This is a genomic window from Streptomyces flavusporus, assembly GCF_046267975.1.
Lineage (GTDB): Bacteria > Actinomycetota > Actinomycetes > Streptomycetales > Streptomycetaceae > Streptomyces > Streptomyces flavusporus.
The window spans coordinates 3,510,246-3,528,967 of sequence record NZ_CP176503.1 but is presented as its reverse complement, the minus strand read 5'-3'; the positions used below and the strand labels follow the sequence as shown (position 1 = coordinate 3,528,967).

The 18,722-nt window shown below is 71.0% G+C and carries 16 protein-coding genes and 1 pseudogene; 11 read left to right on the top strand and 6 right to left on the bottom strand.

Going from position 1 to position 18,722, the window contains the following annotated elements; translation table 11 throughout:
* Positions 1–72: 72 nt before the first annotated feature.
* Positions 73–975, top strand: coding sequence for an NYN domain-containing protein (locus ACKTSN_RS16600; RefSeq protein WP_409474845.1), 903 nt, complete (start codon positions 73–75; stop codon positions 973–975).
* Here the strand turns inward: ACKTSN_RS16600 and ACKTSN_RS16595 are convergent.
* The gene (locus ACKTSN_RS16595; protein ID WP_409469844.1) at positions 972–1,841 is read right to left on the bottom strand and encodes an alpha/beta fold hydrolase; all 870 of its coding nucleotides are present in this window, start codon (positions 1,839–1,841) and stop codon (positions 972–974) included. The genes ACKTSN_RS16600 and ACKTSN_RS16595 overlap by 4 nt on opposite strands.
* Positions 1,842–1,935: 94 nt before the next feature.
* Positions 1,936–4,350: a DEAD/DEAH box helicase gene (locus ACKTSN_RS16590; RefSeq protein WP_409469843.1), complete on the bottom strand. Its 2,415-nt coding sequence runs from the start codon at positions 4,348–4,350 to the stop codon at positions 1,936–1,938.
* A 330-nt stretch (positions 4,351–4,680) separates the two neighbouring features.
* On the opposite strand from ACKTSN_RS16590, the gene ACKTSN_RS16585 reads away from it, so the two are divergent.
* Positions 4,681–5,433 carry a ferritin-like fold-containing protein gene (locus ACKTSN_RS16585; protein ID WP_224735562.1) on the top strand — a complete coding sequence of 251 codons (753 nt, stop codon included), beginning with the start codon at positions 4,681–4,683 and terminating at the stop codon, positions 5,431–5,433.
* Positions 5,434–5,496: 63 nt separating this feature from the next.
* On the opposite strand, the gene ACKTSN_RS16580 is transcribed toward ACKTSN_RS16585, so the two are convergent.
* The 4 genes from ACKTSN_RS16580 to ACKTSN_RS16565 all read right to left on the bottom strand — a co-directional run bounded on the left by ACKTSN_RS16580 (position 5,497) and on the right by ACKTSN_RS16565 (position 7,404).
* Complete coding sequence (locus ACKTSN_RS16580) at positions 5,497–5,766, bottom strand: hypothetical protein (protein ID WP_224735561.1); 270 nt, start codon at positions 5,764–5,766, stop codon at positions 5,497–5,499.
* A 194-nt stretch (positions 5,767–5,960) separates the two neighbouring features.
* The gene (locus ACKTSN_RS16575) at positions 5,961–6,188 is read right to left on the bottom strand and encodes a DUF3107 domain-containing protein (protein WP_129802277.1); all 228 of its coding nucleotides are present in this window, start codon (positions 6,186–6,188) and stop codon (positions 5,961–5,963) included.
* Between the two features lie 146 nt (positions 6,189–6,334).
* Positions 6,335–6,982 carry a TetR/AcrR family transcriptional regulator gene (locus ACKTSN_RS16570; protein WP_409469842.1) on the bottom strand — a complete coding sequence of 216 codons (648 nt, stop codon included), beginning with the start codon at positions 6,980–6,982 and terminating at the stop codon, positions 6,335–6,337.
* A gap of 197 nt (positions 6,983–7,179) precedes the next feature.
* The gene (locus tag ACKTSN_RS16565) at positions 7,180–7,404 is read right to left on the bottom strand and encodes a hypothetical protein (protein ID WP_409469841.1); all 225 of its coding nucleotides are present in this window, start codon (positions 7,402–7,404) and stop codon (positions 7,180–7,182) included.
* Positions 7,405–7,623: 219 nt separating this feature from the next.
* On the opposite strand from ACKTSN_RS16565, the gene ACKTSN_RS16560 reads away from it, so the two are divergent.
* From ACKTSN_RS16560 to ACKTSN_RS16520, 9 genes and pseudogenes are all read left to right on the top strand, one after another.
* The gene (locus ACKTSN_RS16560; RefSeq protein ID WP_409469840.1) at positions 7,624–8,646 is read left to right on the top strand and encodes an alpha/beta fold hydrolase; all 1,023 of its coding nucleotides are present in this window, start codon (positions 7,624–7,626) and stop codon (positions 8,644–8,646) included.
* Between the two features lie 110 nt (positions 8,647–8,756).
* The gene (locus ACKTSN_RS16555; RefSeq protein ID WP_409469839.1) at positions 8,757–9,989 is read left to right on the top strand and encodes a DUF3152 domain-containing protein; all 1,233 of its coding nucleotides are present in this window, start codon (positions 8,757–8,759) and stop codon (positions 9,987–9,989) included.
* Positions 9,990–10,196: 207 nt separating this feature from the next.
* Entirely contained in the window at positions 10,197–11,939 is a 1,743-nt protein-coding gene (locus tag ACKTSN_RS16550; protein WP_409469838.1) for a DUF3492 domain-containing protein, read from the top strand.
* Positions 11,936–13,192, top strand: a complete 1,257-nt coding sequence (locus ACKTSN_RS16545) for a hypothetical protein (protein ID WP_409469837.1) — start codon at positions 11,936–11,938, stop codon at positions 13,190–13,192. The genes ACKTSN_RS16550 and ACKTSN_RS16545 overlap by 4 nt, the downstream gene beginning before the upstream one ends.
* 184 nt (positions 13,193–13,376) lie before the next feature.
* Positions 13,377–14,387: an NAD-dependent epimerase/dehydratase family protein gene (locus ACKTSN_RS16540; RefSeq protein ID WP_409469836.1), complete on the top strand. Its 1,011-nt coding sequence runs from the start codon at positions 13,377–13,379 to the stop codon at positions 14,385–14,387.
* Positions 14,375–15,124 carry a spherulation-specific family 4 protein gene (locus ACKTSN_RS16535; protein WP_409469835.1) on the top strand — a complete coding sequence of 250 codons (750 nt, stop codon included), beginning with the start codon at positions 14,375–14,377 and terminating at the stop codon, positions 15,122–15,124. Before ACKTSN_RS16540 ends, ACKTSN_RS16535 begins: the two co-directional genes overlap by 13 nt.
* 63 nt (positions 15,125–15,187) lie before the next feature.
* Positions 15,188–16,366, top strand: coding sequence for an adenylyltransferase/sulfurtransferase MoeZ (gene moeZ, locus ACKTSN_RS16530; protein ID WP_129802271.1), 1,179 nt, complete (start codon positions 15,188–15,190; stop codon positions 16,364–16,366).
* 783 nt (positions 16,367–17,149) lie between these two features.
* Positions 17,150–17,914, top strand: a pseudogene (locus ACKTSN_RS16525) (tyrosine-type recombinase/integrase); the annotation flags it as partial.
* 116 nt (positions 17,915–18,030) lie between these two features.
* Positions 18,031–18,420 (top strand): hypothetical protein, encoded by a 390-nt coding sequence (locus ACKTSN_RS16520; protein WP_409469834.1) that lies wholly within the window; start codon positions 18,031–18,033, stop codon positions 18,418–18,420.
* Positions 18,421–18,722: the final 302 nt, after the last annotated feature.

The window sequence follows — 18,722 nt, the reverse complement described above, 5'->3', positions numbered from 1 at the left end:
ATTACTGTCCGGTAAGGCGCTGGTTCGAGACTAACCGGGACTGGTTGTGTTCGCAGCGTGACCAGCGGGACAATGGAGTCAATGAACGACGACCTCGCGGCCCTGTCCGCCCGTATCGACCGCACGAACGAGCTGCTGCAGCGCATGCTCGCCGAGGTGGCGAAGACACCCTCGACCCACGCCATCTTCGTCGACGCCGGGTATCTGTACGCGGCCGCGGGACGGCTCGTCGCAGGCACCGAGGACCGGCGGGCCTTCGACCTCGACGCCGAAGGGCTGATCGACGCGCTCATCGACCGGGCCCGCACGGTCTTCGCGGACAGCCGGCTGCTGCGGGTCTACTGGTACGACGGCGCCCGGCGCCGTATCCACACCGCCGAGCAGCAGTCCATCGCCGAACTGCCCGACGTGAAGGTCCGCCTGGGCAACCTCAACGCCAACAACCAGCAAAAGGGCGTCGATTCACTGATCCGGACCGACCTGGAGTCCCTCGCCCGGCACCGCGCCATCAGCGACGCGGCCCTCCTCGGTGGCGACGAGGACCTGGTGTCGGCGGTCGAGGCGGCGCAGGGATACGGCGCGCGGGTGCACCTGTGGGGCATCGAGGCGCCCGAGGGCCGCAACCAGGCGGATCCCCTCCTCTGGGAGGTCGACAGCCAGCGCACCCTCGACCTCGAATTCTTCAAGCCGTACGTCTCCCGGCGCACCGCCGCCTACGAGGTCACCGCCGCCACCCGGCCCACCCGGGAGGACGTCCGCTTCGTCGGCGCGCAGATCGCGGCGAAGTGGCTGGCCGCGCGAGGGCGGGAGGCCCTGGTGGAACTGCTGCCCGGCCATCCGTATCTCCCCGGCTCCGTGGACCAGGACCTGCTGGTGGAGGCGGAGGGCATCCTTCAGTACTCGCTGCGCGGCCAGGCGGACCTGCGCCGGTCACTGCGAGACGGGTTCTGGAACCACCTGCAGACGCAGTACTAACGGGGTACGCGATCCCAGAAGTCGGCGATCGCGCGGGCCGTCGGCAGGGGCTGGTCCGCGTTCGGTGAGTGTTCGGCGCCCTCCACGACCGTGCGGTGCGCACCCAGTCGTGCGGCCATGTCGTCCAGCAGCGGCACCGGCCAGGTGTCGTCGCGTGCACCCGACAGAACGTGGAACGGCAGTGGAACCGCGGCGAGTTCGGCGACCCGGTCCGGCTCCGTGCACAACTGGCGTGCCGTCGCCATGAGTTGGGCCGGTTTGTTGCCGAGCCAGCGGCGGCGCAGCAGTTCCGGACCGCCGAGGCCACGGGCCGGCCCGCCGACGTCCTCCGGTGGGCCCATGGCCTGGATCGCCTCCCACACCTCGGTCATGTTCATCACGGCGAGCGCGTCCCGCAGCAGCTTCACGCGCTGCTGCTGGGAGACGGAGATCTGCGCCGGGCCCGAGGCCATGAGGGTGAGCGAGACGAAGGGGGAGTGGTCGAACAGGACCGCGGCCCGGGCGATCTGCCCGCCCAGAGAGTGCCCGAGGAGATGCACCGGCGTGCCGACGGCCTCGGCCTGGGCGAGCACGTCCCGCGCCAACTCGGGCTGCGTGTAGGCCGATTCGTCGTCCGCTGGCCCGTCCGACTCGAACTGCCCCCGCCCGTCCACGGCCACCGTCCGGTACCCACGCTCGGCGAGCGGCCCCTGCATCAGACGGAAGTCCTCCTTGCTGCCGGTGAAACCGGGCAGCAGCAACGCCGTTCCCTTGTGCTCGACGCCGGGTGCTACGGGCATGTCGACGACGGCGAAACCCCCGCGCGCGGTGCGCAGGGGGTAGGCGCGGGCGCCGGGGGGAGGGGAGAGGTGGGCGGGATCGGTCACGGGGTGAGGGTAGCGGGCGGGGCGTATCGGGGGCGTCAGAATGCCGACGGCCCGGTCCCACCCTGAGTGGGACCGGGCCGTCGTACTGCGGTGATCAGCTGTCCACGGACTCCACGGCGGCCGCCGCCTTACGGGTGCGACGGCGCGGCTTGGTCTCCGGCTCCTGCGTCGCCTGCGCCGGAATCTCGGCGGTCACCTCCGGGACGGAGGCGGCCGCCTTGCGGGTCCGGCGCGCCTTCGGCTTCGCTTCGGTGCCGTCGGCGGTGTCGACGGTGGCTGTGGCGGTTGCCGTGGCCTTGCGGGTGCGCTTGGGTTTGGCCTCCGTGCCTTCGGCGGTGTCGACGGCAGCCTCGGCGGTGGTTGCCGTGGCCTTGCGGGTGCGCTTGGGCTTGGCGTCGGCGTCGTCCGTGGTGGTGGTCGCCTTGCGGGTGCGCTTGGGCTTGGCCTCCGTGCCCTCGGCGGTGTCGACCGCTGCCTCGGCGGTCGTCGTGGCCTTCCGGGTGCGGCGCGGCTTGGGCTCCGCCTCCGGTGCCGGTGCGGTCTCGGCGGTCTCCGCGGGCTCGGCCGTCTTGCGCGTACGGCGGCGGGGCTTGGCCTCCGTGCCTTCGGCGGTGTCGACGGCAGCCTCGGCGGCGGTCGCCGTGGCCTTGCGGGTGCGGCGGCGCGGCTGGGGCTCCTGCGTCTCCGGGGCGGACGAGGCGGTCGCGGGGGTTGCCTCGGCCATGTCGGCCGCTGCCTCGGCGGGAGCGGCCTCCACCGACTTGCGGGTGCGGCGGCGCGGCTTCTCCGGCATCTCGGGGACGTCCACGGTGGCCGGGCCCTCGGCCGTCGCCACGGCGGTCTCCGCGGCCTCGGTTGCCGTGGGCTCGGCCGCTGCTATGGCCGTCGCCTCCGCCGGGGCACCGCTACGGGTGCGGCGCCGACGGCGCAGGGTGCGCGGCGCGGCGGCCTCCTCGGCGGGGGTGTCCGTCTCCGGCGTGACCCCGGTGGTCTCGGTCGCGTCCAACGGGGTCCCGCCGCGCGTACGGCGGCGGCGTCGCGGCGTACGGGAGGGACGCTCGCGGTCGGCGGAACGGGACTCGTCCCGGCCACCCCGGCCACCGCGACCGCGCGGACCGCGGCCGCCCGGCTCGCCCAGGTCCTCCAGCTCCTCCGCGTCGAGCCCGGCGCGCGTACGCTCCGAGCGCGGCAGGACGCCCTTGGTGCCCTCGGGAATGCTGAGGTCGGCGAACAGGTGCGGGGACGTCGAGTACGTCTCCGGCGGGTCGTTGAAGTCCAGCTCCAGCGCCTTGTTGATCAGCTGCCAGCGCGGGATGTCGTCCCAGTCGACCAGCGTGATCGCCGTACCGGACGCGCCCGCGCGGCCCGTACGGCCGATGCGGTGCAGGTACGTCTTCTCGTCCTCGGGGGACTGGTAGTTGATGACGTGCGTCACGCCCTCGACGTCGATGCCGCGGGCGGCGACGTCGGTGCAGACGAGGACGTCGACCTTGCCGTTGCGGAAGGCGCGCAGCGCCTGCTCGCGGGCGCCCTGGCCGAGGTCGCCGTGGACTGCGCCGGAGGCGAAGCCGCGCTGCTTGAGCTGGTCGGCGAGGTCGGCCGCGGTGCGCTTGGTGCGGCAGAAGACCATGGCAAGTCCGCGGCCGTCGGCCTGGAGTATGCGGGCGACCATCTCGGGCTTGTCCATGTTGTGCGCGCGGTAGACGTGCTGCGAGATGTTCGCGACCGTCACACCCTCGTCGTCCGGCGCGGTGGCGCGGATATGCGTGGGCTGCGACATGTAGCGACGGGCCAGGCCGATCACCGCGCCGGGCATCGTCGCCGAGAACAGCATCGTCTGGCGGCGCGCCGGAAGCATGTTGATGATCTTCTCGACGTCGGGCAGGAAGCCCAGGTCGAGCATCTCGTCGGCCTCGTCGAGGACCAGGCACCTGACGTGGTTCAGGTTGAGCTTCTTCTGGCCGGCCAGGTCCAGCAGCCGGCCCGGGGTGCCGACGACCACGTCGACGCCCTTCTTCAGGGCCTCGACCTGCGGCTCGTATGCCCGGCCGCCGTAGATCGCGGTGACGCGCACATTGCGCACCTTGCCCGCGGTCAGCAGGTCGTTGGTGACCTGCGTGCACAGCTCGCGCGTGGGGACGACGACCAGGGCCTGGGGGGCGTCGGTGAGCGCCTCGGGCTTGGCGCGGCCGGCCTCGACGTCGACGGGAACCGTGACGCGCTCGAGGAGCGGAAGGCCGAAGCCCAGCGTCTTTCCGGTGCCGGTCTTGGCCTGGCCGATGACATCCGTGCCGGAGAGGGCGACGGGGAGGGTCATCTCCTGGATGGGGAACGGGGTGACGATGCCGACGGCTTCCAGGGCCTCGGCGGTCTCGGGGAGGATCCCGAGCTCTCGGAACGTCGTAGTCAGGGTGCTGCCTCTTCTGTGTGTGCGGTGCGAGGCGAGCGCGGGGGTCGTGTCTGACCGTGCCGGGGACGTCGGCTGCCGCGGGGGCGAGCCGTAGGACACGGGACCTCTGCCAACGCTCAAGAGCCTGCGTACCGCTGAGGGCCCCTCCGATCGTCGTACGCACACTTGCGTACGGTCAGGGAGGGCTGTCGGGTCGGAGCCGATCGGGCCACCGACCGGGCATCCTCATACGTGCGGCCTGTCGAGGTACAACAAATTCGGTCGTACCAGCAGGCGCATTACCACCATACCCCGGATTCGCGCACATGCGATGGCCGATTCGGTCACGTAGTCGTCGTCACACCCGTGGACGCAGTCCTTCGCGTCGTCGTGGTCACACTGATTGACCAGGGACTTCCTCCGTGCGGTAAGCGGGCTATTGTGCGCTTCATGACGACCTCTGACAAGCCTGACAACGCCGCCGAGACCCCCGACGCCGCCGAACACACCGGGGTCGCCGCCCAGGACTGGGCGACCGCCTCCGCCGATCCGCAGTACCGGGCCGCGGTCGTGGACCTGCTCGGTGCGCTCGCCTACGGGGAACTCGCGGCGTTCGAGCGGCTCGCGGAGGACGCCAAGCTGGCGCCGACGCTGGAGGACAAGGCGGAGCTGGCGAAGATGGCGTCGGCCGAGTTCCACCACTTCGAGCGGCTGCGTGACCGCCTCACGGAGATCGGCGAGGAGCCGACGGCGGCCATGGAGCCGTTCGTCGCCGCGCTGGACGGCTTCCACAAGCAGACCGCGCCCTCGGACTGGCTGGAGGGGCTCGTCAAGGCCTACGTCGGCGACTCGATCGCCAGCGACTTCTACCGCGAGGTCGCCGTACGGCTGGACTCCGACACCCGCTCCCTGGTGCTGGCCGTGCTCGACGACACCGGGCACGCCGGCTTCGCCGTCGACCGGGTGCGCGCGGCCATCGACGCCGACCCGCGGGTGGGCGGGCGGCTCGCGCTGTGGGCGCGCCGGCTCATGGGCGAGGCCCTGTCGCAGTCCCAGCGGGTGGTCGCGGAGCGGGACGCGCTGTCCACGATGCTCGTCGGCGGTGTCGCCGACGGCTTCGACCTCGCCGAGGTCGGCAGGATGTTCTCCCGCATCACCGAGGCACACACCAAGCGGATGGCGGCCTTGGGGCTTGCCGCCTAGATCTGAGGCTCTGGGGCTGGCCCTAGGTGTGAGGTCGCCCGCGACTGCGGCCTCGGCGGCGGCTCAGGCCGTCGCCGAGCGTCGGCGGAGTCTTCCCGCCGGGCGCAGCAGCAGCGACAGGGAGGCGACGGAGAGGACCGCCGCGCCGACCAGGATCGGCAGGAAACCGCCGGCCTCCAGCGCGCTGTGGGTGACGAAGGCGCCGAAGAGGGCTCCGGCGACGCCGGTCGACAGGACGAGCGGGCGGGCGGGGAGGCGATGCGGCAGGCGCACGGCGTAGACCCATGCGAGGGCCAGGCCGAGGATCGCGGAGCTGAGCGCTTCCAGGAGCATGTCAGGGTCCTCCCACACGGCCGGCCTGCCCGAAACGGTCGTAGCCCGTCTTACCCCTGACCTGCGGAATGCAATCCCCCCTGTGAGCGGGATGTGCTCCGTTTGTGGAGGCGGACGGAGAGCGGAAACGACAGGGCCCGGCGGCTTCTGCAAGCCGCCGGGCCCTCCCGTTCACGTCTGTCCGCAGCGTCCGCCTACAGCGCGCCGAAGCCCACCTTGCGCGGGGCCGGCTCGCCGAGCTCGACGTAGGCGAGACGGTCGGCCGGGACCAGGACCTTGCGGCCGTGCTCGTCCACGAGGCTGAGCAGCTGTGACTTCCCGGCCAGCGCCTCGGCCACCACGCGCTCGACCTCCTCGGAACTCTGACCGCTCTCCAGAACGATCTCGCGCGGCGCGTGCTGAACGCCGATCTTGACCTCCACGGCTATGTCCCTCCGAACGGTCAGTGAAGTGCGCGGGCGTCCGCGCCGTACCAGCACACATTAGCCCGGCGAGGGGACGCGCACCCTCCACGCAAGAACGCCAGGAGCGAACAGCGCACGGGAACAAAACGTCCCGGCCTCCGGCCTCAGTGCTGCTGCTGCTCGTTGCCGTGCAGCGGGAAGCCCGCGATACCCCGCCAGGCCAGCGAGGCCAGCAGCTGAACCGCCTGGTCGCGCGGGACGCTGCGGTCGCTGTGCAGCCAGGAACGGGCCACCACCTGGGCGAGGCCGCCGAGGCCGGAGGCGAGCAGCATCGACTCGGCGCGCGACAGCCCGGTGTCCTCGGCGATCACGTCGCAGATCGCCTCGGCGCACTCGTTCGTGACCTTGTCGACGCGCTCGCGCACGGCGGGCTCGTTCGTCAGGTCCGACTCGAAGACGAGGCGGAAGGCGCCGCCGTCGTCCTCGACGTACGCGAAGTACGCGTCCATCGTGGCTCGTACGCGCTGCTTGTTGTCGGTCGTCGACGCGAGCGCGCCCCGTACGGACTGGATCAGGGACTCGCAGTGCTGGTCCAGCAGGGCCAGGTAGAGGTCGAGCTTGCCCGGGAAGTGCTGGTAGAGCACCGGCTTGCTGACGCCGGCGCGCTCGGCGATGTCGTCCATCGCGGCCGCGTGGTAGCCCTGGGCCACGAAGACTTCCTGGGCGGCGCCCAGGAGCTGGTTCCGACGGGCACGGCGCGGCAGGCGCGTACCCCGCGGGCGTGCCGCCTCTGTCTGCTCGATGGCTGTCACGCCGCCTCCCAAAATCGTCCACATGCGGTGTGCGCCGCGCGGCCATCGTACTTTTCGGTAACCGTGACGTGCGCGCTGAGAGCGCAGAATTTCACGGACCGGACGGCTACGAAAGCCGTGGAAAAGGTTTCGAACGGGTGCAGAGCGGGCAAAAGACCGCCTCATTCCTGCTCAACGGAGCCGGGTGTGCCCATGGGTCACCGGTAGTCGTCCTCGTCGAGGGAGACGACCCGGGCCTGCTCCACGAGGTCGGCCTCGTTGGCCCGGGCGGGGTCGACGCCGGTCAGCGGGTCGTCGCGGTTCGGGGTGACGTCCGCGTGCTGCTCGGCCGCGTCGACATCGGGGGCCTCGACGTCGTGCTCCAGGGCTTCCTCGGTGTCCTCGTCCTCGAAGGTTTCGGGATCGGTCGGGTCAATGGCCATGGTGGGCTCCCTTTCTACGAACGTCCCTGGAAGAAGCAGGGGCCACACGCGGGTGCCCTCTCTATGAGCCTAGGAGACACCCGATTCGGACGCTATGCGATCCGCGTCCGGAACGTCACGGGCTGCGCATCCGTCGGTCTGCGCAGATCTGGTGCCATCCTGCGTGTCTGTGACGGCGAACACATGAACCATGACGTGATCACCTCGTAACATTGCCGCATGTCTTCGACCGAGCTGCCGTATGTGCCCAGCGCCAACGTGCTCCCGAAGGTGGCGCCCGTCAGGGTCGCGGAGGGCGAGCGGCTGCGATCGGTCCAACTGCCTGGCATGACACTCACGGTGCGTTCGAGGCCTCCCGCGCGCGAGGGGCTGCCCCCGGCGCTCTGCGTCCACGGCCTCGGCGGTTCCTCGCAGAACTGGTCGGCGCTGATGGAACTGCTCGACGCGGACGTCGACTGCGAGGCTGTCGACCTGCCGGGCTTCGGCGACTCCCCGCCACCGGACGACGGCGACTACTCGGTCACTGCGCACGCGCGCGCGGTCATCCGTTACCTCGACGCCTCCGACCGTGGTCCGGTGCACCTTTTCGGCAACTCCCTCGGCGGCGCGGTCACCACCCGCGTCGCCGCAGTCCGGCCCGATCTCGTCCGGACGCTCACGCTGGTGTCGCCCGCGCTGCCGGAGATCCGGATCCAGCGCACCGCCGTCCCGACCGCACTGCTGGCAGTGCCCGGCGTGGTCTCGCTCTTCACCCGGTTCACCACCGGCTGGACGGCGGAACAGCGGGTCCGGGGCGTTGTGACGCTCTGCTACGGCGACCCCGGGCGGGTGTCGCACGAGGGCTTTCGCAACGCCGTGGAGGAGATGGAACGGCGCCTGCAACTGTCGTACTTCTGGGACGCGATGGCGCGCTCCGCGCGCGGGATCGTCAACGCGTACACCCTGGGCGGCCAGCACGGGCTGTGGCGCCAGGCCGAACGCGTCCTCGCCCCCACACTCCTCGTCTACGGCGGCCGGGACCAGCTCGTCCGCTTCCGTATGGCCCAGAAGGCCGCCCGCACCTTCCGCGACTCCCGGCTTCTGACCCTCCCGGACGCCGGGCATGTGGCGATGATGGAGTACCCGGAGACGGTGGCGAAGGCGTTCCGTGAGCTCCTCGTGGAGGTGGGATCCGACGGCGCGCCCCCAGGGGCGTCCCGGGTGTCCGCCGGCGGGGCCGAGTCCGCGAGCACGGGGAGCTGAGGCGCGAGGTGGGACGCCACAGCCGCCGTGGCCCGGCACCCAAGGGTGCGGCCGCGGACAACGGGGCTCGTCGGCCGGCGCCGGGGCCCTCGGGAGGTCGACAGACGCCGATGCCCGACGGCACTCCCGCGCATGGGTTTCCCCGCCTGCCGGACGGCACGCCCGCTCACGGCACGCCCCGTTTTCCCGACGGCACGCCCGCTCACGGCATCCCCCAGGTCCGCGGCGGCCACCCCGAGCAGCGTGAAGGGGGCGGTGGCTGGGGTGAGTTGAGGGGTGGGCCAGGTGGCGGGCAGGGGGTCGCCGTCGGACCGGGCGTTCCGCGGCAGCGGTACCTGTCCCCGGGTCCGCGTCAGGAGTACGTCGACGCGTTCGACGAGGACGACGACGTCTTCACCCGTCGTACGCACGCCTCCTCCGCACCCGCCGGGGACCCGTACGCATCCGTCACCAGCTGGGACACCGACACCCGGACCGGCACCGACGCCGGCATCGACGACGACGCGCCGCCGACCGGCGAGCCCGTCCCGGTCAAGGGTGCCAAGGGCCGCACGTTCACCGGGATCGCGGCCGCCGCCGTGACCACCGTGCTGGCCGTGATCGTCGCCGGTCAGGTCACGGACGCGGGCGACGACACCGGCGTACAGTCGCAGTCCGCCGCCGACCAGGCCCGGGACGCCCGGGACTCCGCGTCGCGCGGGGACGGACGACCGACGCCCTCCGATTCGCCGAGCGCGGTGCCGCTGACGTACGAACAGAAGATGGGCAGGAGGTACGAGCTGAGCGCGACGCTCGACGGTTCGGGGGAGTTCGACGCGATCGCCGGGATCGACAAGGCGCCGGGCGCGGGGCAGAAGTACACGTATCGCGTGGACGTGGAGCAGGGCCTCGGCCTCGACGGGGAAATTTTCGCGCAAGCCGTGCAGAAGACGCTCAACGACGATCGCAGCTGGGCCCACAACGGCGGCCGCACCTTCGAACGGATCCACTCCGGCAAACCCGACTTCGTGATCACCCTCGCCAGCCCCGGCACCACCGCCGACTGGTGCGCCAGGTCCGGCCTGGACACCACGGTCGACAACGTCTCCTGCGACTCGGCCGCCACCGAGCGCGTGATGATCAACGCCTATCGCTGGGCGCAGGGTTCGAAGACGTACGGCGACGAGATCCACGCCTACCGGCAGATGCTGATCAACCACGAGATCGGTCACCGCCTCGGCTACCACCACGTCACCTGCGGCAAGGACGGCGAACTCGCCCCCGTCATGCAGCAGCAGACGAAGTTCCTCGATCACGACGGGATCAGTTGCAAGGCCAATCCATGGCCGTACCCGGGCAGTTGAGCACGCCCCGCGGAACGTGGCCCTCCGTGCCTGCGTGATCTCCTAGCGCGACGAAACGCGCCCTGCGCGGGAAAGTTACGACCGTTCACCCCTTTTGGTGGCGCGATGGACAACCGTCCGTCGCGCCACCGGCTTGTCCGCATACGTTCGTCCCGCTGCGAGTCGCCGGACAACGGTGGCTCCCCATACGGGAGATCGGGGGTGCACATGCGCATCGGACTGCTTACGGAGGGTGGCTATCCGCATGTGAGCGGTGACGCCAGGCTCTGGTGCGACCGGCTCGTGCGCGGACTCGCGCAGCACGAGTTCGACGTCTACGCGCTCAGCCGCAGCGAGCGACAGGAGGACGAGGGCTGGATCCCGCTGCCGTCGCAGGTCGTCCGGGTGCGAACGGCACCGCTGTGGACTGCCGAGGAGGACCGGGCGGTGGTGGGCGACGGGCGGGCGTACGGGCGCCGCGCTCGCCGGCGGTTCGCCGAGTGCTACGGGGAGCTGGCGGGCGTCCTGTGCGCGGGCGCCCCGGGGGAGGCGTCGGCGGAGGCGCCCGCTGCTGAGGCGGACCGTTTCGCCAACGCCCTGTACGGGCTCGCCGAACTCGCTCGCGAGGAGGGCGGCCTGGTGGGGGCGCTGCGCTCCGAAGCGGCCGTACGCGCCCTGGAACGCGCCTGTCGCGCGCCGGGAGCGCCGCGCACGGCGCACGAGGCGCGGGTGCCCGATCTGCTCGCCGTCGCCGCGCACCTGGAACGCGCCCTGCGCCCCCTCTCGCTCGACTGGTACGAGGACGACGGGCTCGGCTCCGTCGACCTGTGCCACGCGGCGTCCGGCGGCGCGGCGGCCCTGACCGGGCTGCTGGCCCGTCACTTCTTCGGCGTGCCTCTGCTGGTGACCGAGTACGGGGTGCAGCTGCGCTCGCACTATCTGGCCGCCGCCACGGAGTCCTCGCCCGCCGTACGGTCCCTGCTCGCCGCCTTTCACGGGCGGCTCGCCGCCGAGATCTACCGGCAGGCCGACTGCATCACGCCCGGCAACGCACACGCCCGCCGCTGGCAGGAACGCTGCGGCGCCGACCGTACGAAGCTGCGCACCGTGTACCCCGGCATGGACGCCGGGCCCTTCGCGGAGGTGGGGGAGTCGCCGGAGCTCGCGGAGCCGGACACGCTGGTCTGGGTCGGCCGCGTGGAACCGACCAAGGACCTGGTCTCCCTGCTGCACGCCTTCGCGGAGGTCCGGGAGCTCCGCAAGGGCGAGCCGGGCGCGCCCCGGACCCGGCTGCGGATCGTCGGCGCTCCTTCCGGCGCCGAGGGCGCGGCCTACCTCACCCACTGCAGGGTCCTCGCCGCCCAGCTCTTCCCCGACGAGGCGGAGGGCCCGCACGCCGTCGGCGACAACCCCGTCTCCTTCGAGGAGATCGGCGGCCCGGACGCCCCGACCCTCGCCGACGCCTACGCCTCCGGCGCGGTGATCGTCCTGTCCAGCGTCGTGGAGGGCTTCCCGATCGGCCTCGTCGAGGCCATGCTCTGCGGCCGGGCGACGGTGTCGACGGACGTCGGTGCGGTGGTCGAGGTCATCGGCGGGACGGGGCTCGTGGTCCCCCCGCGCAACCCACGGGCGCTCGCCGAGGCATGCGTGGCGCTGCTGCGCGACGCCGAGCGCCGTGAGCGCCTGGGCGCCGCCGCGCGCGCCCGAGCGCTCGAACTGTTCACCGTCGAGCAGAACGTCGCGGCGTTTCACGGCATTTACCTGGAGATCGTCTCGCGCTGCCCCGTCCCCCGCGTCGTCCTCGACGACTCCGGCGAGCCCCAGCCCTTCGCCGTCCCCGCAGAGGCCTGCGTCCCCGGCCGCTGGACCGACGCCGCAACGCGCGTCGTGGCACGCGGTGGTCCCAGCTGGGCGGCCGGCCCTCCGGTACGCGCCACACTCTCCGCGCCCGCCACGGGAGCAGCCCGATGAACGACCTGGAGAACCTCGACAGCCCCCGCACCCCGGCCGGCGACGGAGTCGAGGCGCGGCAGAAGGCTCGCGTCGGTGAGGCACACGGTGACGCAGCCGAGGGTGAGGCTGCCGCCGCCCCCGGGCGGGACGCCGGCGGCACTTCCGTCGCCCACCGTGGCGCCGCCGATCCCGTGAAGGTCCTGATGCGCCGTCACCGTAAGCTCTGCGAACGGGCCGTGGACCCCCTGGAGATCGCGGCCGGCCTGGAGGCGCACGGTGTCACCGACCGCACCGCCGCACGCTTCCGCCACCGGGACGTCTTCTCCCTGGCAGAGGAGATGTACGCCCGTGTCCCGCGCGACGGAGACCCAGCTCGGCGCCCCACACCGACCACAGGTACCCGGCCGCGCGCGGACTGGATCGTCCGCACCCTGCTGCCCGGCACGCTCTGCGCCGCGACCCTGGCAGGCCTGCACCTCACCCACGGCCGGGCACGCCTCGTGCTGGCCGCCGTCGGCACCCTGGCCGTGGCCCTGGCCCTGCGCGCGGCTTTGTCCCGCGGCCCCCTGGGCACGAACCGCGCTCGACCGGGCCCACACCCGGCACCCGGCGCCCGGACATGGACCTGCTGGCTCGTCGCCTACGCCGTCCTCGGCGACGGACTTCTGCAGGCCGCCGCCTCGGGAGGCCCCGACGGCCTTCCGGCCGGCGCCGCGGACAGCTCCTGGCCCCTCACGATCGCCCCTCTCCTGGCCCTCACCCTGGCCTGCGCCCCCGCGGCCTGGAGCGCCCATCTCTTCGCCGCACGGGCGCGCCACAAACTGACGGCCAGCCGCGGACTCGAGGAGTTCGCCGCCTCCGTACGCCCCTTGCTGCTCGGCACGTTCACCCTGTTCCTGGCCGCCCTGACCGGCCTCCTCGCCCTCAGCGCCGCCACCGTGGACGACCCCGCAGCCCCCTCCCAGACTCTCACCCTCGGCGCCCTCCTCTTCCTCGCCCGGCTCCTCACCATCCACGGCTTCACCCATGCCCCGGCCGTGCTCCTCACCGCGGCGGCCACGGCCGAGGCCACCGCCCTGGCCACGCTCTTCGCCGGCCGCCTCCCGCACTGCGACTTCCTTGCCGCCCCGGCCCAGGCCCTCCTGGACACCTGGGGTCCCGGCAGCATCCCGACCCTCGCCTGTGGAGCAGCGGCCGCCGCCCTTCTGCTGCACGCCTTCCGCAGACTGACCCGCGCCTCGGCGCACGGACGAACGGACGGCCCGTGGTGACCCCGGCAGGCGTCGCATCCGCGCCCACCGCACGCGGCCTCCCGCCGATGCCGCACGACAGACCCGCTTCATCCCTCGCCGCAGGCGCCCGGCCAGGACGTCGGAGGCAACCGCACCACCTCTTCGAAGGAGAACACCGCATGAGTACCTCCCGACCCGCCAACCTGGCCCCGGGAGCCGTCCGATGAGAGTTCTGCTGATCGGAGCCAATGGCTACCTGGGCCGCTTCGTCGCCGACCGTCTGCTCGCCGACCCGGCCGTCCAACTCACCGCACTCGGCCGCGGCGACGACGCCGACGTCCGATTCGACCTCGCGTCCGGCAGCCCCGGCGCACTCACCCGCTTCCTCGACGCCGTCCACCCCGGCGTCGTCGTCAACTGCGCCGGTGCGACCAGGGGCGGCGCCCGCGAACTCACCCGCCACAACACCGTCGCCGTCGCCACCGTCTGCGAGGCCCTGCGCCGCAGCGGCTGCGGCGCCCGCCTCGTCCAGATCGGCTGCGCCGCCGAGTACGGGCCCAGCCAGCCCGGTTCCTCCACGGCGGAGGATGCGGTTCCACGGCCCGGTGGACCCTACGGAGTCAGCAAACTCGCCGCCACCGAACTGGTCCTCGGCTCCGGCCTGGACGCGGTCGTCCTCCGCGTGTTCTCCCCGGCAGGCCCCGGTACTCCCGCCGGCTCCCCGCTCGGCCGCCTCGCCGAGGCCATGCGGCGTGCCATGCAGACCGGCGACGGCGAACTCAAGCTCGGCGGCCTCGGCGCCCAGCGCGACTTCGTCGACGTCCGCGATGTGGCTCGCGCCGTCCACGCGGCCTCCCTCTCGGCAGCGCAGGGCGTCATCAACATCGGCTCCGGCCGAGCGGTCCGGCTGCGCGACGCCGCCGCGATCCTCGCCCGTGTGGCCGGCTACGGCGGCGCCCTCCACGAACTCGACGGCCCACCCGGCCCTCTGAGGCCGTCCATCGGCCACCCCAGAGAACCGCTCGGCCACCCCCGCCACGAACCCCTGGGCCACCGCAGCGACTCCGACCACACGGTCCACTCGGCCCCCGTCGCGTACCCCTATCCGGACGGCTGCGGCAGCTGGCAGCAGGCCGACGTACGCACCGCCCGCGACCGGCTCGGCTGGCGTCCCCGGATCAACCTCGAGGAGTCCCTCGCCGACATCTGGATGGAGGCGGCATGCCGTATCTGACCAGCACCAAAGCGGCCACGGCGGGCACCGATGTCCGCACCGGCTTGGGCATCCCCGGCTATGCGCACCCCCTTCTCGCCCCCACCGAGTGGGGCGAACTCACTCGCCCCGGCGCCCCCTTGCACTGGGTCGTCCTCAATGTCGCCGACGGTCCCGGCGCCCGCCCCGACCCCCACTGCCTGGAGGCGGCCGGCCGCCTCCGCAATGCGGGGGTCCGCGTCCTGGGGTACCTCGACACGATGTACGGCGCCCGCGGCTTCGCCGAGGCGATCTCGGACGCACGCCGGTATCTGGACTGGTACCAGGTCGACGGCTTCCTCCTGGGCCGCTGCCCGGCCGAACGCGTCGGCCTCCCCGAGATCCGCCGCACGGTCACCACCCTGCGCGCGCTGCGTGACGATGCCCACATAGTCCTCGGCCACGGCACCCACCCATATCCCGGCTACGCCGAGAACGCCGACCAGCTCGTCACGTTCTCGGGTCCCTGGAGCGGCTACCGCTGGTCGCAGGCGGCCGAGTGGACCGCCGACTATCCGCCCGAGCGGTTCTGCCACTTCGTGCACGGAGTACCCCGCGGCCACCTCGACGAGGCGCTGCGCATCGCGCGCTGGCAGGGCGCCGCGACGATCTACTTCACCGACCGCACGGATCGCGGCGGCCGCACAGACCCCTGGGAGAGCATGCCCGGCTACTGGGACGAAATCGTCTCGCGGACCGGAACGGGTGTCTCGGAATGAAAAAGGCCGTGGCAGTGTTACGGGGAGAACAACCGTAGTGATTGACCGACCAACGGAGTCCCCGTGTCGCTGCCACCCCTGGTCGAGCCGGCTTCCGAGCTCACCGTAGACGAGGTTCGCAGGTACTCCCGCCACCTGATCATCCCCGACGTCGGGATGGACGGGCAGAAGCGGCTGAAGAACGCCAAGGTGCTGTGTGTGGGCGCGGGCGGCCTGGGCTCGCCGGCCCTCATGTACCTGGCCGCGGCGGGCGTCGGCACCCTCGGCATCGTGGAGTTCGACGAGGTCGACGAGTCGAACCTGCAGCGCCAGATCATCCACAGCCAGGCGGACATCGGTCGCTCCAAGGCGGAGTCGGCCCGTGACAGCGTGCTCGGCATCAACCCGTACGTGAACGTGATCCTTCACGAGGAGCGGCTCGAGGCCGACAACGTGATGGACATCTTCAGCCAGTACGACCTGATCGTCGACGGCACCGACAACTTCGCGACCCGCTACCTCGTCAATGACGCGTGCGTGCTGCTGAACAAGCCGTACGTGTGGGGCTCGATCTACCGCTTCGACGGCCAGGCCTCGGTGTTCTGGTCCGAGCACGGCCCCTGCTACCGCTGCCTCTACCCGGAGCCCCCGCCCCCCGGCATGGTTCCCTCCTGTGCCGAGGGCGGTGTCCTGGGCGTGCTGTGCGCGTCGATCGGTTCCATCCAGGTCACCGAGGCCATCAAGGTCCTCACCGGCACGGGTGAGCCGCTGGTCGGCCGCCTGATGATCTACGACGCCCTGGAGATGCAGTACCGCCAGGTCAAGGTCCGCAAGGACCCCAACTGCGCGGTCTGCGGCGAGAACCCGACCGTCACCGAGCTCATCGACTACGAGGCCTTCTGCGGCGTCGTCTCCGAGGAGGCCCAGGCGGCGGCCGCCGACTCGACGATCACTCCCAAGCAGCTCAAGGAGTGGATCGACGACGGCGAGAACATCGACATCATCGACGTCCGTGAAATCAACGAGTACGAGATCGTCTCGATCCCGGGCGCCAGGCTCATTCCGAAGAACGAGTTCCTCATGGGCACCGCCCTGGAGAGCCTCCCGCAGGACAAGAAGATCGTCTTGCATTGCAAGACGGGTGTCCGCAGTGCGGAAGTCCTCGCGGTCCTGAAGTCCGCGGGCTTCTCCGACGCCGTCCACGTCGGCGGCGGCGTCATCGGCTGGGTCAACCAGATCGAGCCGCACAAGCCGGTCTATTAATCAGCGGTTCCGCTGACCAGCGGGACAGAAGAAACCCACGGCTCTGACCTGGTCGGATGCCGTGGGCTTCTGTCGTTGTTGGTTGGCGTCGGGTGACCTTGGACGGCCCGGAGACGGCCCGGGCCTAGGTGGTCGTGCAGGAAACCGCAGTGCGGCAGCACTCAGCCCTGATCTACGATCCCCCTGCCGACGTCGGCCGGTACTGTAGTGCGTCCTTAGGCGGCCGTCTGCGGCAGTCGCGCTGATACGGCCCTCACTGCCGAGCCCGAGACGAGCACTCCTGACAGAGCGATCAGACTGGTCAGGATGTCCTGGATCTGTGCCGCCGGGACATAGACGATCACGATGACGATGAGCAGGGCCGCCCAGTCCCTCGGGCGAGCGATTGACAGTACAGAGCGAGTTGGAGCCACATTCATAGCGGTACCTCCTGATACTCAGTGCCCGCCCCACCGATCTTGCTGCCAAGCCCGTTCGGTGGTGCGGGCCTCCTGCTTGAGACCCATAGTGGCGTCTCTTTTGTCAGGACGTATCTTGGGCGCCCCGGACAAGACCCACGGTCCCTCGGACGGGTGATTGTGTGAGCGTGTGCCTGTAGCTCGTGCTCCCCTCAGGCGTCCACGCGGTCGGCGTAGCGACTTTGGCCGGGAGCTGCGTTGGCGCGAGTGATCATGGCCCCGTAAGCTTCCGGCGCGTCGGGCAGTCTGTTGACCTGCCCGTTAAAGCACGACGTTGGGGCCATGATCTTCGAGGCTCGCGCCAAAGTGGCTGGCTAAAGTCGTGGTGAAGACGAAGGGCCTCAGCGCTTCCCGCATCCGCCAGGCGTACCGGGTCCTGTCGCAGATCATGCGGGCGGCGGTCGACAACGACATGATCCCGCAGACACCGTGCCGGGGCGTGAAACTGCCGAGGATGCCTCAGACGGAGCCACACATCCTCACCCCGCTGGAGGCGTCCCGGATCGTGCGGAGTGCCGCCCAGCCGCACGACCTGCTGATCGCGCTTCTCGCGTACGCGGGCCTCCGGGTCGGTGAAGCGTTCGCCCTCCGGCGGGTGGACATCGACGTCTCCGGCGGCTTCGTCCTGGTCGACGAGAACTTGGCCGAAGCCAACGGCGTCTTGGTCTTCGACACCCCGAAGTCGCATCAGAAGCGGCTCCTTCGAGTCGGCTCGGCGCTCGCCAAGCGGCTCGGCCGGCACATCGAGAGCCTGCCCGGCGGCGATGACGCGCTCCTGTTCACGACGCCTGGCGGCAAGCCGCTGCGCTACAACCAGTGGCGCAAGGCGTACTTCGACCCCGCCGTGTCGGCGGCCGGGCTGACCGACGTCACCCCGCACGATCTCCGCGCTTCGCATGGGACGTGGGTCGCCGACCGATACGGCGTGATGACCGCCGCTCACCGACTCGGCCACTCGAACGCGAGCGTCACCACTCGGCACTACGCTCGGCCGGTCGCCGGTCGAGACGACCAGGTGGCGGAAGCGGCCGATGCATGGCTCGGAGGGCAAGAAGGGATCGGCTCTCCCGAAGTCCATAAGCCGCTCTGAGACGCCCTGCACTTGTGACGCCCCTGGCCAGAAGCACGGTCAGGGGCGTTGCGCTGTGCCGCAGTGTCCAATTCACGCCTATGCGCCGTGCATATGCACCGATACTCTGCGTGCCCATGGGGAAAGTAGTGCGTCTGTACTGGGGATACATGGTGGCTGCTGCCTTGGTCGTTGCCTGGAGCCAGCAATGGGCGTTGTCGGTGATCGTGGCTCTGTCACTCGGCGTCTCGGTCTATGCCGCCTTCCAGGTGCCGGTCTGGTGTGGAGCGGTTAACCGAGACGGGCAGACCTACTGCCGCAACAACGCTTATGGCGTGTTGATGGGGTGTTCGAAACGTCAGCACAGGTGGCAGAAACTCAAGATGATCGTTCTGCGCAGCAAGGTCGGGAACGTGAGTCGCTCCGTGTTTCCAACGGCCAAAGAGAAGTTCAATGGCGCTCTCGCTGTAGGAGGGCTGCTGTCGGCTGTCGCCGCAGTGATCGTTCCCGCTGTGACTGGCGGTTGAGCGGGCACGATCGTCCGCCTGGGGCACGTAGAGGGCACGACAAGCATGGCTGCGACTGCGGCGGCGCGGTTTCGCTGGTCTGACCTGCGTGGGAGCGGAGATCCCGCCCGACCGTCGAAAGGTCTTGAAAACCGTCGTGGCGCGAGCCACCGTGGGTTTAAATCCAACACCCACCGCACAGGTGAACGGCCCCTGACCAGGTAAATCGGTCAGGGGCCGTCGTGCTGGCTGCTGCCCGTGAGTGGCCGCTATTCCCCCCGGTTCCCCGCTGGATCGGGCACGCGAAGGGCACGGGACGTCGA

Coding starts and splice junctions, on each gene's coding strand:
- ACKTSN_RS16560 (WP_409469840.1), top strand. CDS start 7,624: ATGTCTTCGACCGAGCTGCCGTATGTGCCCAGCGCCAACGTGCTCCCG.
- ACKTSN_RS16545 (WP_409469837.1), top strand. CDS start 11,936: ATGAACGACCTGGAGAACCTCGACAGCCCCCGCACCCCGGCCGGCGAC.
- ACKTSN_RS16580 (WP_224735561.1), bottom strand. CDS start 5,766: ATGCTCCTGGAAGCGCTCAGCTCCGCGATCCTCGGCCTGGCCCTCGCA.
- ACKTSN_RS16555 (WP_409469839.1), top strand. CDS start 8,757: ATGCCCGACGGCACTCCCGCGCATGGGTTTCCCCGCCTGCCGGACGGC.
- ACKTSN_RS16535 (WP_409469835.1), top strand. CDS start 14,375: ATGCCGTATCTGACCAGCACCAAAGCGGCCACGGCGGGCACCGATGTC.
- ACKTSN_RS16565 (WP_409469841.1), bottom strand. CDS start 7,404: ATGGCCATTGACCCGACCGATCCCGAAACCTTCGAGGACGAGGACACC.
- ACKTSN_RS16520 (WP_409469834.1), top strand. CDS start 18,031: ATGGGGAAAGTAGTGCGTCTGTACTGGGGATACATGGTGGCTGCTGCC.
- ACKTSN_RS16600 (WP_409474845.1), top strand. CDS start 73: ATGGAGTCAATGAACGACGACCTCGCGGCCCTGTCCGCCCGTATCGAC.
- ACKTSN_RS16550 (WP_409469838.1), top strand. CDS start 10,197: ATGCGCATCGGACTGCTTACGGAGGGTGGCTATCCGCATGTGAGCGGT.
- ACKTSN_RS16585 (WP_224735562.1), top strand. CDS start 4,681: ATGACGACCTCTGACAAGCCTGACAACGCCGCCGAGACCCCCGACGCC.
- ACKTSN_RS16540 (WP_409469836.1), top strand. CDS start 13,377: ATGAGAGTTCTGCTGATCGGAGCCAATGGCTACCTGGGCCGCTTCGTC.